Below are 22,651 nucleotides of genomic sequence, written 5' to 3'. Positions count from 1 at the left end.
CTACGGTGTCCGGATGGGGGAGACACCGACGCTGTACGAATGGGCGGGCGGCACGGACGCCTTCGTCCGCCTGACCGAGGCCTTCTACGCCCGCGTGACCAAGGACGAGCTGCTGGGTCCGCTGTTCACCCGGATGGACCCGGAACACGCCCGCTACGTGGCGATCTGGCTGGCCGAGGTGTTCGGCGGCCCGCCCGCCTACACCGAGGAGCACGGCGGCTACCCGCACATGGTGGCCAAGCACATCGGCATGGCCATCACCGAGCCGCAGCGCCGCCGCTGGGTCAACCTCATCCAGGACGCCGCCGACGAGGCCGGCCTCCCGGACGACCCCGAGTTCCGTGCGGCCTTCCTCGGCTACATCGAGTGGGGCACCCGCCTGGCCCACCAGAATTCCCAGCCCGGCGCCGACGTGTTCACCGAGGCCCCGGTGCCGCACTGGGGCTGGGGAGTCGCCCCGCCGTACCAGGGCTGAGGGCCCGAAGACGAACGTGGCGCCCGGCGGGGTGCCGGGCGCCACGTGTCGGAAGAACCGTCAGCCGGCCTGCTCGGCCAGGGCCAGGAACTGCTTCTTGGCGGCGAGGGCCTTCTCGGCCTCCTTGACGCGCTTGGTGTCGCCGGCCGCCTGAGCGCGGGCCAGCTTCTCCTCGGCCTCGGCGACCTGGTCGCGCATCTGCTTGAGCAGCGGGTTGTCCTGGGGCGTGGTCTTGCGCCAGGCCGAGTCCATGGCGACCCGGACCCGTTCCTCCGCCGCCCGCCAGCGCCGGTCGAGGCCGGCGGTGGCCTCGCGGGGCACCCGGCCCGCGTCGTGCCAGGCGGCCTGGGCGTCGCGGAGCTTGTTCTGGGCTCCGCGCGGGTCCGCGTCGATGTCGAGTGCTTCGACCTCGGCGAGGATGGCCTGCTTGCGGTCGAGGTTGCCCTTGAACTCGGCGTCGCGGGCGGAGAAGACCTCGCTGCGGCGGGAGAAGAACGCGTCCTGAGCGGCCCGGAAGCGTTCCCAGAGCTTCTGCTCGGCTTCCTTGGACGCCCGGGGCGCTGCCTTCCAGTCGTTCATGAGGTCCTTGAGCCGGTTGGCGGTGGGGCCCCACTCGGTCGACTCGGAGAGCGTCTCCGCTTCCTTGACCAGGTCTTCCTTGGCGGTCTGCGCCTGCTTGCGCTGGCCGTCGAGGGTGGCGAAGTGCGCGCCGCGGCGGCGGGTGAAGCCGTCGCGGGCGGCCGCGAAGCGCTTCCACAGCTCGCCGTCGGTCTTCTTGTCGACGCCGCGGATGGTCTTCCACTCGTCGAGGATCTCTTTGAGGCGGTCGCCGGCGCTCTTCCAGCCGGTCGCGTCGGCGGCGATGGCCTCGGCTTCCTCGACCAGCGTGGTCTTGCGGGCGAGGGCCTCGGTACGGGCCACCTCGCGGGCGGCCTTGGCCTCGCCGGCCTTGGTGTCGGCCAGCTCGGTCAGCTTGTCGAGCCGGGTGCCGAGGCCGTCGATGTCCCCGACGACGTGTGCCTCGTCGAGGGTCGCCCGGATCCGCTTGACGCTGGTCAGCGAGTGCGACGCGTCGGCGGCGCCGGACTTGAGCCGGGCCTCCACGAGATCGACCTCGGTGACCAGGTCGGCGAAGCGCCGGGCGAAGTGCGCGAGGCCCTCCTCCGGCGTGCCGGCCTGCCAGGATCCGACCACCCGGTCGCCCTCGGCGGTCTTGACGTACACGGTGCCGTCGGCATCCACGCGCCCGAAGGTCGTCCAGTCGTTCATGAGCCCATCCTCAAAGTTTCTTCCCGGTGTCCCCGGCGTCGCTGCCTGGGACCGCCGCCGTCGTGCAGTCAATTGGGGGTGCAGTTCCATCGGCATTCTTTCTCGCGCATTGTCACAGGTCCAACCCGGTTCTGGGGAAGCGCCCACGGATGACCGTGACCAGCCCGTTACGGTGGCTCCGTGCCGTTGCTCCCACCCCCCGGAGTTGTCGCCGTCGTCGGGCCGACCGCCACCGGAAAGTCCGCCCTGAGTCTCGCCCTGGCCCATGAACTCGGCGGCGAGGTGGTGAACGCCGACTCGATGCAGCTCTATCGCGGGATGGACATCGGCACGGCGAAACTGTCCTCCGACGAGCGGGAAGACGTCCCGCACCACGTCCTCGACCTGTGGGACGTGACGGTCGCCGCGAGCGTCGCCGAGTATCAGGCGGTGGCCCGGGCCGCGGTCGACGAGATCGCCGCGCGGGGCCGCGTACCCCTGTTGGTCGGGGGGTCGGGTCTGTATGTCCGGGCCGTTCTGGAAGATTTCGAATTTCCTGGCACGGATCCCGCTATTCGGGAAAGGCTGGAGGCGGAACTCGCCGCGACGGGCCCCGCGCCGCTCTTCGCGCGGCTCCGGGAGGCCGATCCGGAGGCCGCCGCGAAGATCCTTCCGTCGAACGGGCGGCGGGTCGTGCGGGCGCTGGAGGTGATCGAGATGACCGGCCGGCCGTTCACCGCGAGCCTCCCGGCGCCCACGCCGTACTACGCGTCGGTGCAGATCGGTGTGGACCGGGACACCGCGGAGCTGGACCGGCGGATCGCCGAACGGGTGGATCTGATGTGGGACCAGGGCCTGCTGGACGAAGTGCGCAAGCTCGACGGCGAAGGCCTGCGAGAGGGGCGTACGGCCAGCCGGGCGCTCGGCTACCAGCAAGCGCTCGCCGAGCTCGACGGCGATCTGACCAGGGCGGACGCCAAGGACGAGACGGTCCGGGCGACCCGGCGGTTCGTCCGCCGGCAGCGGTCCTGGTTCAAGCGGGACCCGCGCGTCGTGTGGCTCGACGGCGCGGCGGACGACCTGACGGCAGCCGCGTTGGCGGTGGTGGGCGGCACTGCGCGATGATGGACCGCGTGTTGTTCACCAAGGGCCATGGCACCGGCAACGACTTCGTCATCCTTCCCGACCCGGACGGGGCGCTCGAGCTGACTCCGGCGCTCGTCGCCGCGCTCTGCGACCGCCACCGCGGCATCGGGGCGGACGGCGTGCTGCGCGTCGTGCGCAGCGCCAAGCACCCGGACGGTGCGGATCACGCCGCCGACGCCGAGTGGTTCATGGACTACTGGAACGCCGACGGGTCGTTCGCCGAGATGTGCGGCAACGGCGTGCGGGTCTTCACCCGCTACCTGCTCACCCACGATCTCGCGACGGCCGGCCCCGAGGGCCTTCCGATCGCGACGCGGTCCGGCGTCGTGGTCGCGGTCCCCGGCGGCGACCTGATCTCGGTGCATATGAGAACCCCCGAGGTGTACGCGGCGAGCACCGCGACCGTCGGCCCGCTGACGCTCCCGGGCATCGCGGTGAACTGCGGCAACCCGCACCTGGTCACCGGCCTGCACGACGGGGTCCGGCTCGGGGCGCTCGACCTGCACGTCGCCCCCGGCTTCGACCCGCACGTGTTCCCCGAGGGTGTCAACGTCGAGTTCACCTCGCCGGGGGAGCCGGTCGAGGGCGCCGACCTGCACGTGCACATGCGGGTCTACGAGCGCGGCTCCGCCGAGACGCTGTCCTGCGGTTCCGGGGCACTGGCCGTCGGTGCCGTGGCGCTGCGCGAGGCGCGCCGCTCCACCGGCACGGTCGCGGTCGACGTGCCGGGCGGCCGCCTGCTGGTCACGGCGGACGACGAGGGCCGCTGGTGGCTCGCCGGCCCGGCGGTGCTCGTGGCTACGGGCGAGGTCGACGTGCCCACCCTGATCTGATGCGCCCGCTGCACCGGGTGGCGCACCGGGGGTACTCCGCGGTCGCCCCGGAGAACACCCTGCCCGCGCTCGCCGCGGCGGTGCTGGCCGGGGCCACGTTCGTCGAGTTCGACGTGCGCACCACCGCCGACGGCGTGCCCGTGGTGATCCACGACCGCACGGTCGACCGGACCACGGACGGCTCCGGTCCGGTCGCCGGGCTGACCGCCGCCGAGATCACCGCACTGGACGCGGGCGGGTGGTTCTCCCCCGCGTACACCGGGATCGGGGTGCCGTTGTTGACCGAGGTCCTCGATGTGCTGGGCCCGGGCGACCCGGTGGAACTGCTCCTGGAGATCAAGCCCCCGGCGACGTCCGGGCAGGTCGCGGCGATCGTCGGGCAGGTCTCCGGCGCCGGTTTGCTGGGACGCACGGTGGTGCAGAGTTTCGACCCGGCCGTCCTGCGGCTGGTCGGCGAGGTGGCCCCGGAGATGCGCCGGGGGCTGCTGCGGGACGGTTTCGACGGCGCGCAGGTCGAGGTCGCCCGGGAGCTGGGTCTCGCCTACTGCAACCCGCGGCTGAACTCGGTGCTCGACGCACCGGGCACGGTGGCCGCGCTGGCCGCCGAGGGCGTCGCGGTGATGCCCTGGACGGCCAACGACGCCGCGCTCTGGCCCGGCCTGGTCGAGGCCGGTGTGGCCGGCTTGATCACCGACCACACCGGGGAACTGACCGGCTGGGCTCAGAACGTCTCTTCGGGCGCCTTGTCGAGCTCGGCCTGAGACATCGCCGCCGGGTTCGGCGGGGCCGGGTTGGTGCCCTTGACCGTCGCCCGGATCGCGGCGGCCACCGCCGGGGTGACCCGCGCGTCGAACACGCTCGGCACGATCACCGTCGGGTTGAGCTTGTCCTCGCCGACCACGTTCGCGATCGCCATGGCCGCGGCGAGCGCCATGTCCTCGGTGAACTCCTCGGCGCTGACGTCGAGCATGCCGCGGAAGACCCCGGGGAACGCCAGCACGTTGTTGATCTGGTTCGGCTGGTCGGAACGGCCGGTGGCGACGACCGCGGCGTGCTTGCGGGCCTCCCGCGGGTCGACCTCCGGGTCCGGGTTGGCCAGCGCGAACACGATCGACTTGTCCGCCATCTTGGCGATGTCGTCACCGGTGAGCAGGTTGGGCGCGCTGACGCCGATGAACACGTCCGCGCCGGCGATCGCGCCGGGCAGGTCACCGGAGTAGTTGTCCCGGTTCGTGTTCTCGGCGAGCCACTGCCAGGTCGGGTTCAGGTCGGCCATCCCGCGGTGCAGGGCGCCCTTGCGGTCGTACGCGACGATGTCGCCCACGCCCTGACGCAGCAGCAGCTTCATGATCGCGGTGCCGGCCGCCCCGGCGCCCGAGACGACGACCTTGACGTCGGCGAGGTTCTTGCCCACGACCCGCAGCGCGTTGGTGAGCGCGGCGAGCACACAGATGGCCGTACCGTGCTGGTCGTCGTGGAAGACCGGGATGTCGAGCAGCTCGCGCAGCCGCGCCTCGATCTCGAAGCACCGCGGCGCGGCGATGTCCTCCAGGTTGATCCCGCCGTAGGCGGGCGCGATCGCCTTGACAATGGCGACGATCTCGTCGGTGTCCTGGGTGTCCAGGACCACCGGCCAGGCGTCGACCCCGCCGAAGCGCTTGAAGAGGGCGGCTTTGCCCTCCATGACCGGCATGGCCGCGGCCGGGCCGATGTTGCCGAGGCCGAGCACGGCCGAGCCGTCGCTGACCACGGCGACCGTGTTGCGCTTGATCGTCAGGCGGCGGGCGTCGGCCGGGTTCTCGGCGATGGCCATGCAGACCCGCGCCACGCCCGGGGTGTACGCCCGGGAAAGTTCGTCGCGGTTGCGCAGCGCGACCTTCGACGACACCTCGATCTTGCCACCGAGGTGCAGGAGGAACGTGCGGTCCGAGACCTTGCGGACGTCGACGCCGTCCTGCTCCTCCAGGTTCTTGACGACCTGGTCGGCGTGCGAGGCGTCGGCGGTGTCGCAGGTGAGGTCGACGAGGACCCGGTTGGGGTCGGAGTCCACCACGTCGAGGGCCGTGACGATCGCGCCGGCCTCGCCTACACAGGTGGTGAGCCGGCCGATCGACGAGGCGTCGGCTGTCACGGCGATGCGGACAGTGATCGAGAATCCTGCGCTGGGCAGGCGGGTGGTCACCACGGATTTCCCTCCGTCGTTGGCGGGTGTGTACCCGCATTCTCGTCCTTGGGGAATACCGGCATCCAGCGCGGTGGTTACTCGTGAGTCAGACACTCTGCGACAACGCTCGGCTCCGTTATGTGGATGCGCCGGACACCTGGACGTGCCACGATCGGGCTGAGGAGGTCACCTTTTGCGAACTGAGCTTTTCGAACCCGACGTAACGACCGGTGAACTGGAACTCGAGGAACGGCACTCGCTGCGGCGCGTGGCCGGGCTGTCCACCGAGCTCACAGACGTCACCGAGGTCGAGTACAGGCAGCTGCGGCTCGAGCGGGTGGTCCTGGTCGGCGTCTGGACCGACGGCACCGTCGCCGACGCGGAGAACTCGCTCACCGAGCTCGCCGCGCTGGCCGAGACCGCCGGGTCCGAGGTGCTCGAGGGTCTCATCCAGCGCCGGAGCAAGCCCGACACGGCCACCTTCATCGGCCGCGGCAAGGTGGACGAGGTGCGTGACGTGGTCATCGCCACCGGCGCCGACACCGTGATCTGCGACGGCGAGCTGTCGCCCTCCCAGCTGCGCAACCTGGAGAAGGAGGTCAAGGTCAAGGTCGTCGACCGGACGGCACTGATCCTCGACATCTTCGCCCAGCACGCGAAGAGCAAGGAAGGCAAGGCGCAGGTCGAGCTGGCCCAGCTGCAGTACCTCCTCCCGCGACTGCGCGGCTGGGGTGACTCGCTGTCGCGTCAGGGCGGTGGCGCCGGCGGTGGATCCGGCGGCGGCGTGGGCACGCGTGGTCCCGGTGAGACCAAGATCGAGACCGACCGGCGGCGGATCAACATCCGCATCGCCAAGCTCCGGCGCGAGATCAAGGCCATGCGGACCGTACGCCAGACGAAGCGGTCCCGCCGCGCCAACAGCGGCGTGCCGGCCGTGGCGATCGCGGGCTACACCAACGCGGGCAAGTCCAGCGTGCTCAACCGGCTGACGTCGGCCGGTGTGCTGGTCGAGGACGCGCTGTTCGCCACGCTCGACCCGACCACCCGGCGCACCGCCGCGGAGGACGGGCGGGTCTTCACGCTCTCCGACACGGTCGGCTTCGTCCGGCACCTGCCGCACCAGATCGTCGAGGCGTTCCGCTCGACGCTCGAGGAGGTGGCGTTCGCCGACCTCGTCGTGCACGTGGTCGACGGCTCGCACGCCGACCCCGAGGGCCAGGTGTCCGCGGTCCGCGAGGTCCTCATGGAGGTCTCCGCCGACCAGATCCCCGAGCTGCTGGTGGTCAACAAGGTCGACGCGGCCGACGAGGAGACGCTGCTGCGGCTCAAGCGGGCCTGGCCCGACGCGGTCTTCGTCTCGGCCCACTCCGGCCTCGGCATCGACGAGCTGCACGCGGCGATCGCCCAGCGGCTCCCGCGCCCGGCGCTCGACATCCGGGTCCTGCTGCCCTACGACCGCGGCGACCTCGTGGCCCGGATCCACCGCCGCGGCCAGGTCCTGGAGACCCGGCACACCGACGAAGGATCCGAGCTTCGCGTACGGGTGGACGAGCACCTCGCCGCCGACCTGGCCGAGTTCCGCGTGTAGTCCCTTATGGAATAAACCGTGACGGGCGGTATGCGACACCGGTGCGCCGGGTGTCGCATCCGCCCGTTCTGTTGTCAGGCGTGGCGGTCTCGGGCCATCCTTGATCCACGCGTAACACCGGTACGGGACGCCGCATGCGACACTGATCGGATGCGGCGTCTCGTGTTCCCGATCATCATGGCCTCCGGGCTGGTGATGGCGGGTGCCGTTCCCGCCTCCGCCGAACCGGTCCCCGCGGCCACCACGGCGAAGGCTGCGGCCGGCAAGAAGGTGTGCAAGGTCACCGATCCGCTCCTCAACGAGCTTTCGGGCCTCGTGGCGACGGACAAGGGCTACGCCGTCATCAACGACGGCACCACCGACCCGGCGAAGAAGAAAGTGTTCTTCCTCGACGACGACTGCAAGATCGTCGACCGGCAGTCCTACGGTGGCAACGGCCCCCTCGACCCCGAGGACATGATCCTCTCGCCGAACGGCAAGACGCTCTGGATCGCCGACATCGGCGACAACGGCGTCCGCGCGAACCCGCCGAGCCCCCGCGAGCGCGGCATCGTCGTCTGGTCCATGCCCGTCGACGGCTCCGAGAAGGCCGAGCTGCACCGCCTGGCGTACCCCGACGGCGACGACCACGACGCCGAGGCGCTGCTCATCGACGGCGACGGCCTCCCGCTGATCGTCACCAAGGAGATCACCGGCCCGGCCCAGATCTACAAGCCGACCGCCAAGCTCAAGAAGGACAACGACAAGGGCGTCGAGCTGAAGAAGGTGGGCGAGATCACCCTCCCGCGCACCGACACCGCCGGCACCTCGTTCGCCCGCCTCGCCCAGGGCATCGTCACCGGCGGCGCGGTCGCTGAGGACGGCAAGAAGGTCGTCCTCCGCACGTACCTCGACGCCTTCGAATGGGACGTCCCCAACGGCGACGTGGTCGCGGCCCTCAAAGCCAAACCCCGCATCACCGGCCTGCCCAACGAGCCGTTCGGTGAGGCCATCGCCTACAGCGCGGACGGCAAGACCTTCGTCACGGTGTCCGACTTCGGCACCGTCAGCGACGACACGGCAAACTACCTCCGCAGCTACACCCCGGCCACCACGGTCGTCGAGCCCAAGGCAGACTCGGCCAAGGACGCCACCAAGGCCGCCGGCCCCAGCTGGTTCTCCGAACTCAGCCTCACCGACATCACCTACCTGGTGGGCGCGGTCGGCGTGATCGGCCTCCTCCTCGTCGGAGCGGGTGTCCTCGGCATCGTCAAGGCCCGCAAGAAGCGAGCCCTCGAACCGGACCCGGCCGACGACGACGATGACGACGACCTCCTCCCGGCCCCCAAGCCCAGCGACGCCGCAACCGAACTCCTGACCGTCGGAGGCCCCACCCGCCCCGGCTCAGCGGCCTACGCAGCCGCGGCGGCCGGAGCCGGAGCCGGCCCGGTCTACGGTGGCAAGCAGGCAGCAGCCCAGAAAGCCGGCGTCTACGGCGGAGCGGGCCGCACCCCCGCCACAGCCGCCGCCGGTCCCGCGGGCCCCACCGGTTCCGCCGGTCCCGCCGCAGGCCGTCCCGCAGCCCCCGGAGGCCGCCCCGGCGCACGATCCGGTGGACCTGGTGGTCCTGGTGTTGGTGGTCCTGGTGCTGGTGGTGCTGGATCCGCGGGTCCTGGTGCCGCTGCCGGCCCCGGTGTCGTCCCCGGCCGCCCGGGCGCCGCCCGCGCCGGTGGAGCCCAGCCGGGCCGCCCGAACGGCACCGCCCAGCCCGCTCGCCCCGCGCCGCCCGGTCGTCCGGCCGGTTCCGCTCAGCCGGGTCGTGCTGGTGGTGCCGCTCAGCCGGGCCGTCCCGCCGGTTCTGCGCAGCCGGGCCGTCCGGACGGTGCCGTACAGCCGGGCCGTCCCGCTGGTACCGCGCAGCCTGGTCGTCCCGCTGGTACCGCACAGCCGGGTCGTGCTGGTGGTGCCGCTCAGCCGGGCCGTCCCGCTGGTACCGCGCAGCCTGGTCGTCCCGCTGGTACCGCGCAGCCGGGCCGTCCCGCCGGTTCCGCTCAGCCGGGCCGTCCCGCTGGTACTGCTCAGCCGGGCCGTCCCGCTGGTACTGCTCAGCCGGGCCGTCCCGCTGGTACTGCTCAGCCAGGCCGTCCGGCCGGTTCCGCGCAGCCCGGTCGCCCAGCTGGTTCCGCTCAGCCGCCGCGTTCCGGTGGTCCTGCCCAGCCGGGTCGCCCCGCTGGTGCCGCGCAGCCCGCACGTCCGGGTGGGGCAGCCCCCACCGGTCGCCCTGCCGGCGGAGCCCAGCAGGGTCGCCCCACCGGTCCCGGCCACGCTCCCCGACCGCCGCAGGGCGCCCAGCCAGCCCGCGGAGCCCAGCCGGCACGTCCCGCACAGGGCGGTCAGCCCCCACGCGGAGCGGCCCAGCCTCCTCGGGGCGGCCAGCCCCAGCGAGGCGGCAACCCGCAGGGATCCGCCCGCCCCAGCGGAGGCGTCTACGGCGGCCAGCCCCGAGCCCCCCAGGGCCGTCCGGACAACCCCGGCCGCGGCCCCGAGGACCACTGACCCAGGAACGGTGAAGAGGCTGGATGCCCGCAAGGTATCCAGCCTCTTCGTCATTCCCGGCCCAGCGCCACGGTCACCGACGCCCACCTCGCCGTGCTGGCTGGGCCACGGTCTTGGCCTGCCCGTCGTCCTGGCCTGCCCGTCGTCCTGGCCTGCCCGTCGTCCTGGCTCGGCCGCGGTGCCGGTCTGCCTGCTGTGCCGGCGCCTGCCCGCCGTGCTGGTTCGGCCTGGCCTGGCCGCCGTGCTGGCTCGGCCTGGCTTGGCCGCGGTGCTGGCTCGGCCTGGCCTGGCCGCCGTGCTGGCTCGGCCTGGGCTGGCCGCGGTGCTGGCTCGGCCGCCGTGCTGGCCGCGGTGCTGGCTCGGCCGCCGTGTTGGCCTGCCCGTCGTCCTGGCTCGGCCGCCGTGCTGGCCAGGCCGTTGTCCTAGCTGGTGTGTGCGTCTGGCTGGCCGGTGTCCTGCGCGGCGGTGGTCCTTGGGCCGCAAAGCTCAACCGCAGCAGCACACGGACCGGCCCAGCGGCGCGGTGGACGCCTCGGTGGGCGGCTCCGGTAGGGCGGGCACGGCTGGCGCCGTTCAGACCCGGCGGAGGACCGCCACCACGCGGCCCATCACCACAGCGTCGTCGCCCGGGATGGGGTCGAAAGCCGGGTTGGCAGGCATGAGCCAGACATGCCCGTCACGCTGGCGGTAGCTCTTCACCGTCGCCTCACCATCGATCATCGCGGCCACGATGTCGCCCACGTTGGCCGAGGGCTGCTGACGGACCACGACCCAGTCGCCGTTGCAGATGGCCGCGTCGATCATCGAGTCGCCCTTGACCTCGAGCATGAAGACTTCGCCCTCGCCGACCAGCTCGCGCGGCAACGGGAAGAAATCCTCCACGGCCTGCTCCGCGAGGATCGGCCCGCCGGCGGCGATCCGGCCCAGCAGCGGAACGTACGCGGGGGCGGGCCGCGCCGAGCGCAACGTCTCGTCGTCGACCATCTCGCTGGGGGAGCGGACGTCCACCGCGCGGGGGCGGTTGGGGTCGCGTCGCAGGAAGCCCTTCTTCTCGAGTTCCTTCAGCTGGTAGGCCACGCTCGACGGGGAGACCAGGCCGACCGCCTCGCCGATCTCGCGGACGCTCGGCGGATAGCCGTAACGCTCGACCCAGTCCTTGATGAAGTCGAGGATGCGGCGTTGCCGCGCCGTCAGGTCCGCGGTGACCACGTCCGGGAACTGGCTGACCACCGGCGTGACCGAGCGCAGTTTCGGCGCGTCGGCGCTGTGGGCCCGGGCCGGAGTACGGCGGCGCATCGCGGCTTTCGCGCTCCCCGCCTCGGGCTTCGGGTCGTTCTGCTGTTGCCGGCTCGTCCGGTCGTCGGTCGACATGTCGGTCCTCCCTGTCGGCCAGTGCCACTCGGGCACGTGGTGCGCTCGCGGAGCCGGACACCCGCCGTGGGGATGACGTCTGCCCGGCTGACCCCTCTTGATGGAGAACCGTAATCGCGGGGTACGACAAATTCAAACATCTGTACGACTTTCTCGCGGCGTGTCGCTCCGAAGGACTCGACTTCCGTACGCCTGTTCTGATAGACCGTCGTACGGGCGTTCGATCGAACGCCCGTACGAAGAACGTATGCGAGGAAAGGAATATGCCGTGGTAGCCACCGGTGTGCGTCCGGCCCGGCCCGTCCCGTTGCGGCTGACACGACGCGGCAGGATCGTCGTCCTCGCCGTCCTTTTCCTGCTGGCTACGCTGGCCAGCGCAGTGTTGTGGACCACTGCTTCCCGGGCGGACGAAACCCCCACTGGACCCACCTCGACGGTCGTCGTGCAGCCGGACGACAGCTTGTGGTCGATAGCGGCGAGGGTTGCCCCCGACCGCTCCCGCGAGCGGGTCGTCCGCGAGATTCGCCACCTCAACGGCATCCCCGGCTCCGACATCTACGCCGGCGAAACGCTCGTCGTCCCGCCGCGAGGATGACGGCCGTAGCCCTCGCGGTGCGAACCCTGATCAATGGCCTCACCCCGCCCGCTGGGTTCGGCCGCGACGGAGACGATCCCCGGATCGCGGCTTGCCCGCCGCTTCCCGGTTGCCGTGAATGATCTCCCGGGTAGTGATGGCATGCGTGCTCGCGTTTCGCGGGTCATTCGTACTTCATTCGGACATCGTGCGCACTCGCCAAGCGCGGCGGCCGTCCGGAGGTGTCGCGCTGCTGACCACCCTCGCCTGCCCGTCGCCGTCGCCGCTTCCGTCGTCGTCCGCCGTCGTCGTCCGCCTGCCCGTCGCCGTCGTCCGCTGTCTGTTGGCTGGCGGTGTGCCGGCTGCTGTCGGCTGGTCAGTGGGCTTTGCTCGCCGGTGACGTGGGTGGGTTCGCCTGTGTGGCCGGCGCGGGGGAGTAGCTGCGGTTTGAGGGCTGAGTAAGCAGCAGCGGCTGGGGCGTCAGTAGCCAGGATCACCAAGGGTTTGCCGGGTGGGGTGGCGTCGGGTGCGGCGGGCCGGGCTCGCCGGGGATCGTCCGAGGGCTGCTGGCAGGCGGTGAACGGCAGGTCGGCGATGTCGTCGTTCATCCATGACCGTCGGGGTCCGTTGATAACGCCAAGAGGTTCGGGAGTGACCTTGATCAACTGGTTTCGGTGCTGGCCGTGACCGGTGCGGCACCCGTCGTGTTGAGGTAGAAAATACGGCGCGCCGACGCGCCGGTGAACTTGCGTCGGCGTCTGTCGCGGCATAACGTCAACCCCAACATCTAGTAGTTACAAGGGTGTAAGTCATCCACAGGTTGGGGTCGGGGCCCCGGGTCATCCACAGGTTCGTCCACAGGTTCGAGGCGGAAAATGATCACCTCGGGGCTGTCGTTCGGCGTGTCCGGGTGTTCTGGTTTCCGCGGTCCGCTGCCTGAGGTGATCAGCGACCCCGGTGACGACCAGACACTGACGGCCATGCGGCCTGAAGGCTCGGCGACAGGAGGATCACGGTGCGGTGTCCGTATTGCCGGCACGCGGATTCGCGTGTCGTCGACTCGCGTGAGGCCGATGACGGGCAGTTGATCCGTCGTCGTCGGTCGTGCACCGAGTGTGGCAAGCGGTTCACGACCGTTGAGGAGGCCGTTCTCGCGGTGGTGAAGCGGAGCGGTGTCACCGAGCCCTTCAGCCGGACGAAGATCATGAGTGGGGTGCGGAAGGCCTGCCAGGGCCGGCCCGTGGACGAGGACTCGATCGCGCTGCTCGCGCAGAAGGTCGAGGAGACCGTTCGGGCCAAGGGTGCGGCCGAGGTGCCCAGCCACGATGTGGGGCTGGCTATCCTCGTTCCGCTCCGGGAGCTGGATCAAGTGGCTTATCTGCGCTTCGCGAGTGTGTACAAGTCGTTCGACTCGCTCGACGAGTTCGAGCGCGAGATCTCGGAGCTGCGCGACGCCGCCACGAGCCCGGAGGCGGGCTTGCGGCACGTGGTCAGCACCAGATCCACGAGTCGCGCACCCAAGATCAACGACCGGTCGCCCTAGGCGGTCAAGGGCGGCACGGCCGGGCCACGGATAGCAAATGCGGGAGTGGACTCTGTTCGCTGGAGCGGGCGGGGGCCAGCGGCAGGGAATCGCGGCCGGGTGAGAGGCAGGCATGACCCGGCAGCGAGTGCCGGGGTCGGCGAAAGCACGGGACCCGGCGACAACCGGGGCCGAACGCGGAAGGCCGACGCGCTGACGCGGGCAGTCGGCAAGCGAAGGTCAGCACGCGGGCAGTCGGCAAGCGAAAGTCAGCACGCGGGCCGTTGGCAAGCGAAGGTCAGCACGCGGGCCGTCGGCAAGCGAAGGTCAGCACGCGGAAGTTCGGCGCGCGGACAGTTCGGTTCGCAGGAGTTTCGCAGGAGTTCGGCACGAGGAAAGACCGGTGCCGGGCGAGGGCGCGAGGGGCAACAGGGCTTGCAACACGGAAGCTGCAACACCGGCGCGAGTACTGCACCGCCGCCACGGGGCGCCGCGCGGTCCGGTTCGCTCACGGCGTACCGGAAGAGGGGTTTTGCCCCGAAAGGCTGGGAATGTTAGCGCGGCCGGAAGGTCGCGCCGTCGGAATTGGTGGGGTTGCGGTGGGGAAGCCGCGATCGTTCGAGGGGGAGCACGCACATGGCCGGTGACGGCATCACAGCAGGTCGGCAGCGCAGTCGCGCTGGTAACGGGGGCGCCACGGTCGGGGGGCTGCGCGTCGAGCGGGTCTGGACGACCGAGGGGGTCCACCCGTACGACGAGGTCGAGTGGGAGCGCCGCGACGTCGTCATGACGAACTGGCGGGACGGCTCGATCAACTTCGAGCAGCGTGGGGTCGAGTACCCGAGCACGTGGAGCGTCAACGCCGCCAACATCGTCACCACCAAGTACTTCCGGGGTGCGGTCGGCACGCCGGGGCGTGAGTGGTCGCTGAAGCAGCTCATCGACCGGGTCGTGAAGACCTACCGCAAGGCCGGCGACGAGCACAACTACTTCGCGAACCCGGCCGACGCCGAGGTGTTCGAGCACGAGCTGACCTGGATGCTGCTGCACCAGGTGTTCAGCTTCAACTCGCCGGTGTGGTTCAACGTGGGCACCACGAGCCCGCAGCAGGTCAGCGCGTGCTTCATCCTGTCGGTCGACGACTCGATGGACTCGATCCTGGACTGGTACAAGGAAGAGGGCCTGATCTTCAAGGGTGGCTCCGGTTCCGGCGTCAACCTGTCCCGGATCCGCTCTTCCCGTGAGCTGCTCTCCTCCGGTGGCACCGCCAGCGGCCCGGTCAGCTTCATGCGCGGCGCCGACGCCAGCGCCGGGACGATCAAGTCCGGCGGGGCGACCCGCCGCGCGGCCAAGATGGTCATCCTCGACGTCGATCACCCCGACATCGAGGAGTTCGTCACCACGAAGGCCCGCGAAGAGGACAAGATCCGGGCGCTGCGTGACGCCGGGTTCGACATGGACCTCGGCGGCAGCGACATCGTCTCCGTGCAGTACCAGAACGCCAACAACTCGGTCCGCGTCAGCGACGAGTTCATGCGGGCGGTCGACGAGGGCACCACGTTCGACCTCCGTGGCCGGCTGCACGGCGAGACGATCGAGAGCATCGACGCGCGCAAGCTGTTCACCGAGATCGCCAAGGCGGCGTGGGAGTGCGCCGACCCGGGCCTGCAGTACGACGACACGATCAACGACTGGCACACCAACCCGGAGACCGGCCGCATCACCGGGTCGAACCCGTGCTCGGAGTACATGTCGCTGGACGACTCGTCCTGCAATCTGGCCTCGCTGAACCTGATGAAGTTCCTCAAGGCCGACGGTGGCTTCGAGGTCGAGAAGTTCGTCCGGAGCGTCGAGTTCGTGATCACCGCCATGGAGATCTCGATCTCCTTCGCGGACTTCCCGACCCCGAAGATCGGTGAGACCACGCGGGCCTACCGCCAGCTCGGCATCGGGTACGCGAACCTGGGCGCCCTGCTCATGGCGACCGGCCACCCGTACGACTCGGAGTCGGGTCGCGGGGTCGCCGCCGCCATCACCTCGCTGATGACCGGTGTCGCCTACCGCCGCTCGGCCGAGATCGCCGGTGTGGTCGGCCCGTACGAGGGTTACGCCCGTAACGCCGACGCCCACAAGCGGGTCATGCGCAAGCACGCCGCCGCCAACGACGCGATCCGCCCGCAGGGTGACGTCGCGACCGCGCTGGTGAAGGAAGCCACGAAGCAGTGGCAGAACAACAACAAGATCGGTGACAAGAACGGCTGGCGCAACGCGCAGGCGTCCGTGCTCGCACCGACCGGCACCATCGGCCTGATGATGGACTGCGACACCACCGGCGTCGAGCCCGACCTGGCGCTGGTCAAGTTCAAGAAGCTCGTCGGCGGCGGCTCGATGCAGATCGTCAACCAGACGGTCCCGCGCGCGCTGCGCAGCCTCGGTTACCCCGAGGAGCAGGTCGAGGCGATCGTCGAGCACATCGCCGACCACGGCATCGTGGTCGACGCGCCCGGCCTCAAGCCGGAGCACTACGCGGTGTTCGACTGCGCGATGGGCGAGCGTTCGATCGCCCCGATGGGTCACGTCCGGATGATGGCGGCCGTCCAGCCGTTCATCTCGGGTGCGATCTCCAAGACGATCAACATGCCGGAGTCGGCGACCGTCGAGGACATCGAGAACGTGCACTTCCAGGGCTGGAAGCTGGGCCTGAAGGCGCTCGCGATCTACCGCGACAACTGCAAGGTCGGCCAGCCGCTGTCGGCGTCGAAGGGCAACAAGGCCAAGGCGGAAGCGCCGGTCGATGTGGTCGCCGAGGCCGAGAAGATCGTCGAAAAGATCATCGAGTACCGCCCGGTCCGCAAGCGCCTCCCCAAGAAGCGCACGTCGGAGACGGTGTCGTTCTCGGTCGCCGGTGCCGAGGGCTACCTCACCGCGTCGTCCTACCCGGACGGCGGCCTTGGCGAGGTCTTCCTGAAGATGTCGAAGCAGGGCTCGACCCTGGCCGGTGTCATGGACGCCTTCTCGGTGGCGATCTCGATAGGGCTGCAGTACGGCGTCCCGCTGGAGACGTTCGTCAGCAAGTTCACCAACATGCGCTTCGAGCCGGCCGGCATGACCGACGACTCGGACGTCCGCATGGCGGCGTCGGTGATGGACTACATCTTCCGTCGCCTCGCCCTGGACTTCCTGCCGTACGACACCCGCGCCGAGCTCGGCATCTTCACCGCCAAGGAGCGCGCCGCCCAGGTGCAGGCCGAGGCGGCCGCGGAAGCGGCGAACGTGTCCGAGGACCTGGCCTCCATGGCCGTGTCGGCGCCGGTCGTCAGCACCACCGCCCCGACCGCGGAGGTCCCGGCCGTGACCGAGACCGACAAGGCCAAGGCGCACTCGTCCACGGAGCTGCTGGAGATCGTCCTCGGCACGTCGGCGGACGCACCGCTGTGCTTCACCTGTGGCACCAAGATGCGCCCGGCCGGCAGCTGCTACGTCTGCGAGGGCTGCGGCTCGACCTCGGGCTGCAGCTGATCGATCGTCGATCGCACCCGTCGCTGATCGGCGGCGGGTGCGGTTGATTGCCGGAGGGATGCTCACCGCCGGCGAGGGGAAATGAGTAGATGAGGGGTCCGGCCACCGTCGGGCCCCTCATTGCTGTGGTCAGGCGGTCCACCGCGGATCGCGGCCGGTGAGGCCCAGGACCCGGTCCAGCGGCGGCGCGTCCGCGGCTACAGCGATCCTCGGGCCGTACGCGCCCATCTTCCGGCCCAGCTCCGCGGTCTTGGTCAGCTCCTCGTCCAGGTACGAGATCAGCGCCGGGTCCCACCGAACGGACCGGCCGGTCGCCTGCGCGAGATCCCAGCCGTGCAGCAGCACCTCGGCGAGGGCCATGGCGCCGATCATCGGGGCGGGCATCGGTGGCGCCTCGCCCATGGTGATCTCTCCCTCCCACGCGGACGGCTCGGAATACGCCTCGGTCAGCGCCGCGTAGCGCTCCTCGAGACTTCCGGAATCGGCTTCGGCACCGACAGCCGACGCGAGGTAGGCCGCTGTCCCGAGCATGTGCTCGAGCAACGTACGTACGGTGAAGTCGCCGCACGGTGTGGGCAGGTCGAGCTGGTCCGGGGTCACTGCCCGGACCACCGCGATCGGCGGCTCGACGGCCGTGGTCATGAGGTCGTAGTCCCGCATGAAGACCGAGAATACGCGGAGCGTGATCAATTGTGGGCGGCCGGTAACCTGCCGGAAACCACCAAGATCGTCGATATTTGCCATGATGACTGCGTGCAGATCCTCGCAGCCGCAGCCGCGGTGCTCACCCTGATCAGCGGTCCCACCCCGCCCGCCGAGTTCGGCAGCGACTGGGACGATCCCCGGACCGCGGCCCCGCCCGTCACCGCCCCGCACGCCCCGAGCTGCTCCACGACGATTGTGGACACCGAATTCCGGGACTTCACGCCGTACCGATCGAATTATGAACCGGTTTGCAAAGGTCCTTGGCAGAAGGTCGTTCTTCGGCTGGAGGGGTCGGTCGCCGGGCGGCAATACGACCGGCTCGGCTATCTGACCGTCGGCGGCGTGACCGTGTTCAAGACCTCGACCCCGGAACCGTCCGTCGACGGCATCACCTGGTCGGTCGAGAAGGATCTCACCGAGTATTCGGCGCTGCTGGCGAAGCCGCAGCCGATCGAGATGCTGATCGGCAACGTCGTAGACGACACCTACACCGGCATTCTCGACGTCACGGTGAAGCTCACTTTTTATCGCGGGAAAGCGCCTGTCGCGCCGGATGTTCTGCCGTTGGGTCAGGCCATTCCCCGCAACACCGAAAAGCTCTTCGCCGATGTGTACGCGACGGGTTCCGGCGGTGGCTGTGAAGAGTTCTGGTATCTGACCGTGCCGGACGATGTCGCGTATTCCTGCCTGGCCGACGACGGGCCCTACCGCGAGGTCCAGATCACGATCGACGGCCGCGTCGCCGGCATCGCCGCACCCTATCCGCACATTTACACCGGCGGATGGTCGAACCCGTTCATGTGGTACGTCCTCCCGGCGCCGCGCGCGTTCGACATCCAGCCGATCCGTTACGACCTCACGCCGTTCGCGGGTCTGCTCACCGACGGCAAGGTGCACGACATCACGGTGGATGTGGTCGGCGTGCCCGAGGGGCAGTCCGGCTGGGACGTGCCGACAGCGCTGCTGGCCTGGCGGGACGCCGGGTCCAAGCAGGTCACCGGCAAACTGCTCGGCACCACCGCGACCCCGCTGCGCAACAACTCCACGTATGCGGCGCCGACCCTGACGACCACGGGCGGTCACTCGCTTGCGGTCACCGGTTACGTCGACACGTCGCATGGGCGGGTCACCACGACCGTCGGCCGCACCGTCGCCAACACCAGCACGCACACCTGGAACGCCGACGAGACCCAGGACGCCCTCGACGCGGTCTGGACCGACACCTCGCGGACCACGGTCACCGCGGGCCGGTCCCGGCCGTCCACCACGACCATCAGCCGCCGGTACGCCCTGGACGGCGCCGTCACCATCGACAGCGACAACCGCCTGACCACCACGATCTCGCTCACCGACGCGGTCACCAAACCAGGCAGGAAGATCCTCGACACGTACGAGGGAGAGGCGTCCTGGCTGCTCGGCGTGCCCCGGGATCAGCGGCACGCAACCGGCGTCTCCACCGAGCGCTACCGCGTGTGGCAGCCCGGCCCGGACTACGACCACACGATCCGGGTCGTGAACGGCACGGTGGTGATCGATCGCTTTAACGGTTAAGTTGAGGCGATGAGCCCGGGAGTGCGTGCCGCGAAGATCGCCGTGGCGGTCACCTTCGCCACCAACGGCGTCGCCTTCGCCGGCTGGCTCGCCCGGGCCCCCGCCGTCCGCGACGACCTCGGCCTGTCGTCCGCCGGCCTCGGCCTGCTCCTGCTCTGCCTCTCCGGGGCGGCCGTGGCGGCGATCCCGCTGTCCGGCCCGATCGTGCAACGCCTCGGCGCCGCCCGCACGGTCCTCATCGGCAGCATGTCAGTGGTGGCCGGACTGCTCGGGCTCGGCGCCGGGGCGGCTCTGGGCTCGGTGCCGGTGGCGGGCCTCGGCCTGCTCCTGATCGGCCTCGGCAACAGCATGTGGGACGTCGCGATGAACGTCGAGGGCGCCGCCGTCGAACGCCACCTCGGCCGCACCATCATGCCCCGCTTCCACGCCGCCTTCAGCCTGGGCACGGTCGCCGGCGCGGGCCTCAGTGCCCTCGCAGCCCACCTCGGCATCTCGGTGACCGCCCAGGTGTCGGTGACGGCGGTCCTCGCCGCGGTGGCGTCGCTGCTGACGATCCGCTACTTCCTGCCCGTACACCCCGTCCCCGAGGGCGACCACCCCGGCGGCCGCGTCCGCGACGCCTGGCGGGAACCCCGCACCATCCTCATCGGCGTCACCCTCCTGGGCTTCGGCTTCACCGAGGGCGCGGCCAACGACTGGCTGGCGATCACCCTGGTCGACGGCTACCACGCCTCGGAGACGGTGGGAGCGATCGGCTTCGGCTTCTTCGTGACAGCCATGACCCTCGGACGCCTCTTCGGCGGCGTCATCATCGAACGCTGGGGCCGGGTAGCGGGCCTGCGGGCAACCGCCCTGGTGGCCCTGGCGGGTCTCCTGCTGGTCGTGTCCGGCATCGGCACCCCGGCGGTCCTGGCCGGAGCCCTCCTCTGGGGAGCCGGCGCATCCCTGGGCTTCCCCATCGGCATGAGCGCGGCCGCCGACGACCCGCTGCGAGCGGCCATCCGGGTCTCGGTGGCCGGCTCGATCGGCTACGGTGCGTTCCTGGCCGGCCCACCCCTGATCGGCCTGCTCGCCGAACACTTCGGCCCGCTCCGGGCCCTGCTGGTGGTCCTCATCGCCATCGCCCTGGGCCTGATCGGAGCCGGCGCAACCCGCCCCCTGCCATCCACCACCCCGGTCCCCACCGCCGACTAGCCGAGGCGTAAGCCCGCAGCCCGCAGCCCGCAGCCCTCGGCCCGCAGCCCGCAGCCCGCAGCCCTCGGCCCGCAGCCCGCAGCCCTCGGCCCGCAGCCCGCAGCCCTCGGCCCGCAGCCCTCGGCCCGCAGCCCGCAGCTCTCGGCCCGTAGCCCGCCACCTCCAGCCGTGCCTGGGGTACCAGCTTGCGGTCCGTCAGCTCCAGCCCTGCAGCTCCAACCCTGCAGCTCCAGCTTGCGGAGCCATCTCGCGGCCTGCCAACTCCAGCCGGCAGCGCCAGCCGCGGTCCGCAAGCTCCAGCCCCTGCGTGCACTGCCGGCCGGCGGCCCGACAGCGCCAGCCGTAGCCCGGCGTGAATCGCCGTTCGCCAGACGCTGCTCCGGTCCATCGGCCGCCTAACTAAGCCCGCAAGATCGAGCCACCAAAGCGGGGCCAGCTCGGTCGGCTGGGCCAGCCCGGCCCGGTCAGCTCGCCCGGCCCGGCCCGGCCCGGCCCGGTTCGGTTCGGTTCGGCTCGGCCCGGTTCGGCCCGGTTCGGCCCGGCCTGGCCCGGTTCGGCCTGGCCCGGTTCGGCCTGGCCCGGTCGGCTTGGCTCGGCCCAGTCGGCTCGCTCGCTCAGTCGGCCGCAACTCGGTCGGCGCGCCCGGCCCAGTCGGCGTATCCAGATCGGTTTAACCGATTAGCGCCACTTTATTGCCATCGGAGGGGTCGTGCGATGGCGCAAATCGGCCGAAACGTCACTTCGGGCTAGCGTCGGTCATGCCGCATCATCTACGTCTCGCCCACCCTCGTCCGGCTGCGGAAAAGCCTGCGTTTCGCTGTGGCCGCGGGGTACAGGTCAAGCTCCGCGGGTGGCCCCGCGCAGGAAGTCGCTGATCAGGGACGCCAGGAAGTCGGGCTGCTCGAGGGGCATGGCGTGGGTGGCGTTCTCGAGCGAGAAGTAGTGCAGCCGGGGGTTGGCCTTGGCCGCCGCCTCGGCCTCGTCGAGCAGGTGGCGGCGGTGGGCGGCGTAGAGGTCGGCGAACGGTTCCTGGGCCGGCATGTTCCGGGTGGCCAGCACCGTCAGCGTGGGGGTCGGGGTCGTGGTGTAGACCGGGCCGAGGTCGATGTCGTTCATCAGGGTTCGCATGGTGGCGGTGGTGGCCGGGTCCGGGCGGACCGTGGTCTTGCCGTCCTTGCTGACCACGTTGCGGCGGAAGCCCTCGATCCAGATCTTTTCGTTGGCTCCCGCGTCCCGGGCGGCCGCTCGCTGGCGTTCCACGAGGTCCGGGAGGTCAGCCGTCGGGAAGGTGTGGCCGATGGCGGCCTGCATCGCGTCGAAGGTCGCGGTCAGGCGGGCGAGTTCGGCGGTTGCCTTCTCCGGGTCGAGGCCGGGCAGCTGGCCGGGCCGGGTGGGCGGGGGGTTGCCGTCGAGGTTGACCACGCCGGGTGACTCGGGGTGGCGCTGGCCCCAGAGGGTGGCGAGCATGCCGCCGAAGGAGTGGCCGACGACCGCGGGTGGGCGGTCGAGTTCCATCTGCACGGTCACCGCCGCGAGGTCGCCGAGGCCGGCGTCCCAGGTCCAGGCGCCGTCGCCGGAGCGGCCGTGGCCCCGGAGGTCGAGGGTGATCACCCGGTGGTGGGGGCGCAGGGCGCGGGCGAGGCCGGTGAGGTGGGCGAGGTTGGCGCCGGCGCCGTGCAGCAGGAGCAGGGGCGGGTGGTCGCCGCCGAAGTCGCGGATGGCGATGGGCAGCTCGCCCGCGTCGATGAGGCGGTCGTTGATCATGATGGGTCTCCCTGTGCCTGCCGTAAGCGGCGGCGGACGGCTTCCGACGGCACGCCGCCGTCGGGGTGCCGGGGGAGTTTTCCCCGGCGGACAAGGTCGTGCACGCCCTGGCGGGTGATGCCGAGCATCGCTCCCGCGGTGGCGTAGGAGACGGTCTCGGCGCTGGGGTGCCCGACGCGGGTCGCGACGGTGCGGCCCAGCGGTGTCCACCACCAGTCGACCGGGGGGTCGAACGCCCGGTCGCCCGGGTAGAGCGTCATGACCAGCCGCATCGCCGCGGTCGCCGCTGACCGGTCGTCGCCGTCGCGCAGGGTGGTGGCCCAGCGGTCGGCGCGGTGGCGCACCAGGCTCCGCAGCGCGTCGACGGCGTCGTCACCCTCGAGGAGGATTTCCAGGGGGTCGAGCAGCCGGATGTCGAGCAGTCTGACGATCTGCTCGACAAGCGGATCGGGCGCGGTCACC

General features: G+C 70.7%; 17 protein-coding genes. 11 read left to right on the top strand and 6 right to left on the bottom strand.

Annotated features, from left to right (window positions below):
• The first annotated feature begins 13 nt into the window (after positions 1-13).
• Positions 14-475 carry a group II truncated hemoglobin gene (locus ACIA6A_RS03235; protein ID WP_396095747.1) on the top strand — a complete coding sequence of 154 codons (462 nt, stop codon included), beginning with the start codon at positions 14-16 and terminating at the stop codon, positions 473-475.
• 60 nt (positions 476-535) lie between these two features.
• On the opposite strand, the gene ACIA6A_RS03230 is transcribed toward ACIA6A_RS03235, so the two are convergent.
• Entirely contained in the window at positions 536-1,744 is a 1,209-nt protein-coding gene (locus ACIA6A_RS03230) for a DUF349 domain-containing protein (RefSeq protein ID WP_396095746.1), read from the bottom strand.
• Positions 1,745-1,924: 180 nt separating this feature from the next.
• On the opposite strand from ACIA6A_RS03230, the gene miaA reads away from it, so the two are divergent.
• Genes miaA through ACIA6A_RS03215 form a run of 3 tightly spaced genes read left to right on the top strand, consistent with a single transcriptional unit; the run spans position 1,925 to position 4,463 of the window.
• Complete coding sequence (miaA, locus tag ACIA6A_RS03225; protein ID WP_396095745.1) at positions 1,925-2,848, top strand: tRNA (adenosine(37)-N6)-dimethylallyltransferase MiaA; 924 nt, start codon at positions 1,925-1,927, stop codon at positions 2,846-2,848.
• Between the two features lie 8 nt (positions 2,849-2,856).
• Entirely contained in the window at positions 2,857-3,702 is an 846-nt protein-coding gene (gene dapF, locus ACIA6A_RS03220) for a diaminopimelate epimerase (protein ID WP_396095744.1), read from the top strand.
• Positions 3,702-4,463, top strand: a complete 762-nt coding sequence (locus tag ACIA6A_RS03215) for a glycerophosphodiester phosphodiesterase (protein ID WP_396095743.1) — start codon at positions 3,702-3,704, stop codon at positions 4,461-4,463. The genes dapF and ACIA6A_RS03215 overlap by 1 nt, the downstream gene beginning before the upstream one ends.
• Here ACIA6A_RS03215 and ACIA6A_RS03210 read toward each other — a convergent pair.
• Entirely contained in the window at positions 4,424-5,887 is a 1,464-nt protein-coding gene (locus ACIA6A_RS03210; RefSeq protein ID WP_396095742.1) for an NAD-dependent malic enzyme, read from the bottom strand. The genes ACIA6A_RS03215 and ACIA6A_RS03210 overlap by 40 nt on opposite strands.
• 172 nt (positions 5,888-6,059) lie before the next feature.
• On the opposite strand from ACIA6A_RS03210, the gene hflX reads away from it, so the two are divergent.
• Both hflX and ACIA6A_RS03200 read left to right on the top strand, forming a co-directional pair.
• On the top strand, positions 6,060-7,454 hold the full coding sequence (gene hflX, locus ACIA6A_RS03205) for a GTPase HflX (protein ID WP_396095741.1): 1,395 nt from the start codon (positions 6,060-6,062) through the stop codon (positions 7,452-7,454).
• A 150-nt stretch (positions 7,455-7,604) separates the two neighbouring features.
• Positions 7,605-9,989, top strand: coding sequence for a hypothetical protein (locus ACIA6A_RS03200; RefSeq protein ID WP_396095740.1), 2,385 nt, complete (start codon positions 7,605-7,607; stop codon positions 9,987-9,989).
• A gap of 573 nt (positions 9,990-10,562) precedes the next feature.
• On the opposite strand, the gene lexA is transcribed toward ACIA6A_RS03200, so the two are convergent.
• On the bottom strand, positions 10,563-11,360 hold the full coding sequence (gene lexA / locus ACIA6A_RS03195; protein ID WP_396095739.1) for a transcriptional repressor LexA: 798 nt from the start codon (positions 11,358-11,360) through the stop codon (positions 10,563-10,565).
• 247 nt (positions 11,361-11,607) lie between these two features.
• Here lexA and ACIA6A_RS03190 point away from each other — a divergent pair, with 247 nt between their 5' ends.
• From ACIA6A_RS03190 to ACIA6A_RS03180, 3 genes are all read left to right on the top strand, one after another.
• Positions 11,608-11,955, top strand: coding sequence for a LysM peptidoglycan-binding domain-containing protein (locus ACIA6A_RS03190; RefSeq protein ID WP_396095738.1), 348 nt, complete (start codon positions 11,608-11,610; stop codon positions 11,953-11,955).
• A 994-nt stretch (positions 11,956-12,949) separates the two neighbouring features.
• Positions 12,950-13,477: a transcriptional regulator NrdR gene (gene nrdR / locus ACIA6A_RS03185; protein WP_396095737.1), complete on the top strand. Its 528-nt coding sequence runs from the start codon at positions 12,950-12,952 to the stop codon at positions 13,475-13,477.
• A 615-nt stretch (positions 13,478-14,092) separates the two neighbouring features.
• A complete protein-coding gene (locus ACIA6A_RS03180) occupies positions 14,093-16,975 on the top strand; it encodes a vitamin B12-dependent ribonucleotide reductase (protein WP_396095736.1) in 2,883 nt (960 codons plus the stop codon).
• Between the two features lie 129 nt (positions 16,976-17,104).
• Here the strand turns inward: ACIA6A_RS03180 and ACIA6A_RS03175 are convergent, their stop codons facing one another.
• Complete coding sequence (locus tag ACIA6A_RS03175; protein ID WP_396095735.1) at positions 17,105-17,635, bottom strand: TIGR03086 family metal-binding protein; 531 nt, start codon at positions 17,633-17,635, stop codon at positions 17,105-17,107.
• Between the two features lie 30 nt (positions 17,636-17,665).
• On the opposite strand from ACIA6A_RS03175, the gene ACIA6A_RS03170 reads away from it, so the two are divergent.
• Together ACIA6A_RS03170 and ACIA6A_RS03165 are read left to right on the top strand one after the other, a co-directional pair.
• Entirely contained in the window at positions 17,666-19,231 is a 1,566-nt protein-coding gene (locus ACIA6A_RS03170; protein WP_396095734.1) for a peptide-N4-asparagine amidase, read from the top strand.
• Positions 19,232-19,240: 9 nt separating this feature from the next.
• Positions 19,241-20,425: an MFS transporter gene (locus ACIA6A_RS03165; RefSeq protein ID WP_396095733.1), complete on the top strand. Its 1,185-nt coding sequence runs from the start codon at positions 19,241-19,243 to the stop codon at positions 20,423-20,425.
• Between the two features lie 837 nt (positions 20,426-21,262).
• Here the strand turns inward: ACIA6A_RS03165 and ACIA6A_RS03160 are convergent.
• Positions 21,263-22,189 (bottom strand): alpha/beta fold hydrolase, encoded by a 927-nt coding sequence (locus tag ACIA6A_RS03160; protein WP_396095732.1) that lies wholly within the window; start codon positions 22,187-22,189, stop codon positions 21,263-21,265.
• Positions 22,186-22,650: a hypothetical protein gene (locus ACIA6A_RS03155; RefSeq protein ID WP_396095731.1), complete on the bottom strand. Its 465-nt coding sequence runs from the start codon at positions 22,648-22,650 to the stop codon at positions 22,186-22,188. The genes ACIA6A_RS03160 and ACIA6A_RS03155 overlap by 4 nt, the downstream gene beginning before the upstream one ends.
• Between the last annotated feature and the right edge of the window lies 1 nt (position 22,651).

The organism is Actinoplanes sp. NPDC051494, from assembly GCF_044454705.1.
In the GTDB taxonomy this organism is placed as follows: domain Bacteria; phylum Actinomycetota; class Actinomycetes; order Mycobacteriales; family Micromonosporaceae; genus Actinoplanes.
This window is presented reverse-complemented; position numbering and strand designations above follow the sequence as displayed.

Bases quoted from the DNA above. Each gene is read 5' to 3' on its own strand.
- ACIA6A_RS03175 (WP_396095735.1), bottom strand. From the start codon at position 17,635: ATGCGGGACTACGACCTCATGACCACGGCCGTCGAGCCGCCGATCGCG.
- ACIA6A_RS03190 (WP_396095738.1), top strand. From the start codon at position 11,608: ATGCGAGGAAAGGAATATGCCGTGGTAGCCACCGGTGTGCGTCCGGCC.
- ACIA6A_RS03180 (WP_396095736.1), top strand. From the start codon at position 14,093: ATGGCCGGTGACGGCATCACAGCAGGTCGGCAGCGCAGTCGCGCTGGT.
- ACIA6A_RS03160 (WP_396095732.1), bottom strand. From the start codon at position 22,189: ATGATCAACGACCGCCTCATCGACGCGGGCGAGCTGCCCATCGCCATC.
- ACIA6A_RS03235 (WP_396095747.1), top strand. From the start codon at position 14: ATGGGGGAGACACCGACGCTGTACGAATGGGCGGGCGGCACGGACGCC.
- lexA (WP_396095739.1), bottom strand. From the start codon at position 11,360: ATGTCGACCGACGACCGGACGAGCCGGCAACAGCAGAACGACCCGAAG.
- ACIA6A_RS03165 (WP_396095733.1), top strand. From the start codon at position 19,241: ATGAGCCCGGGAGTGCGTGCCGCGAAGATCGCCGTGGCGGTCACCTTC.
- ACIA6A_RS03230 (WP_396095746.1), bottom strand. From the start codon at position 1,744: ATGAACGACTGGACGACCTTCGGGCGCGTGGATGCCGACGGCACCGTG.
- ACIA6A_RS03215 (WP_396095743.1), top strand. From the start codon at position 3,702: ATGCGCCCGCTGCACCGGGTGGCGCACCGGGGGTACTCCGCGGTCGCC.
- ACIA6A_RS03200 (WP_396095740.1), top strand. From the start codon at position 7,605: ATGCGGCGTCTCGTGTTCCCGATCATCATGGCCTCCGGGCTGGTGATG.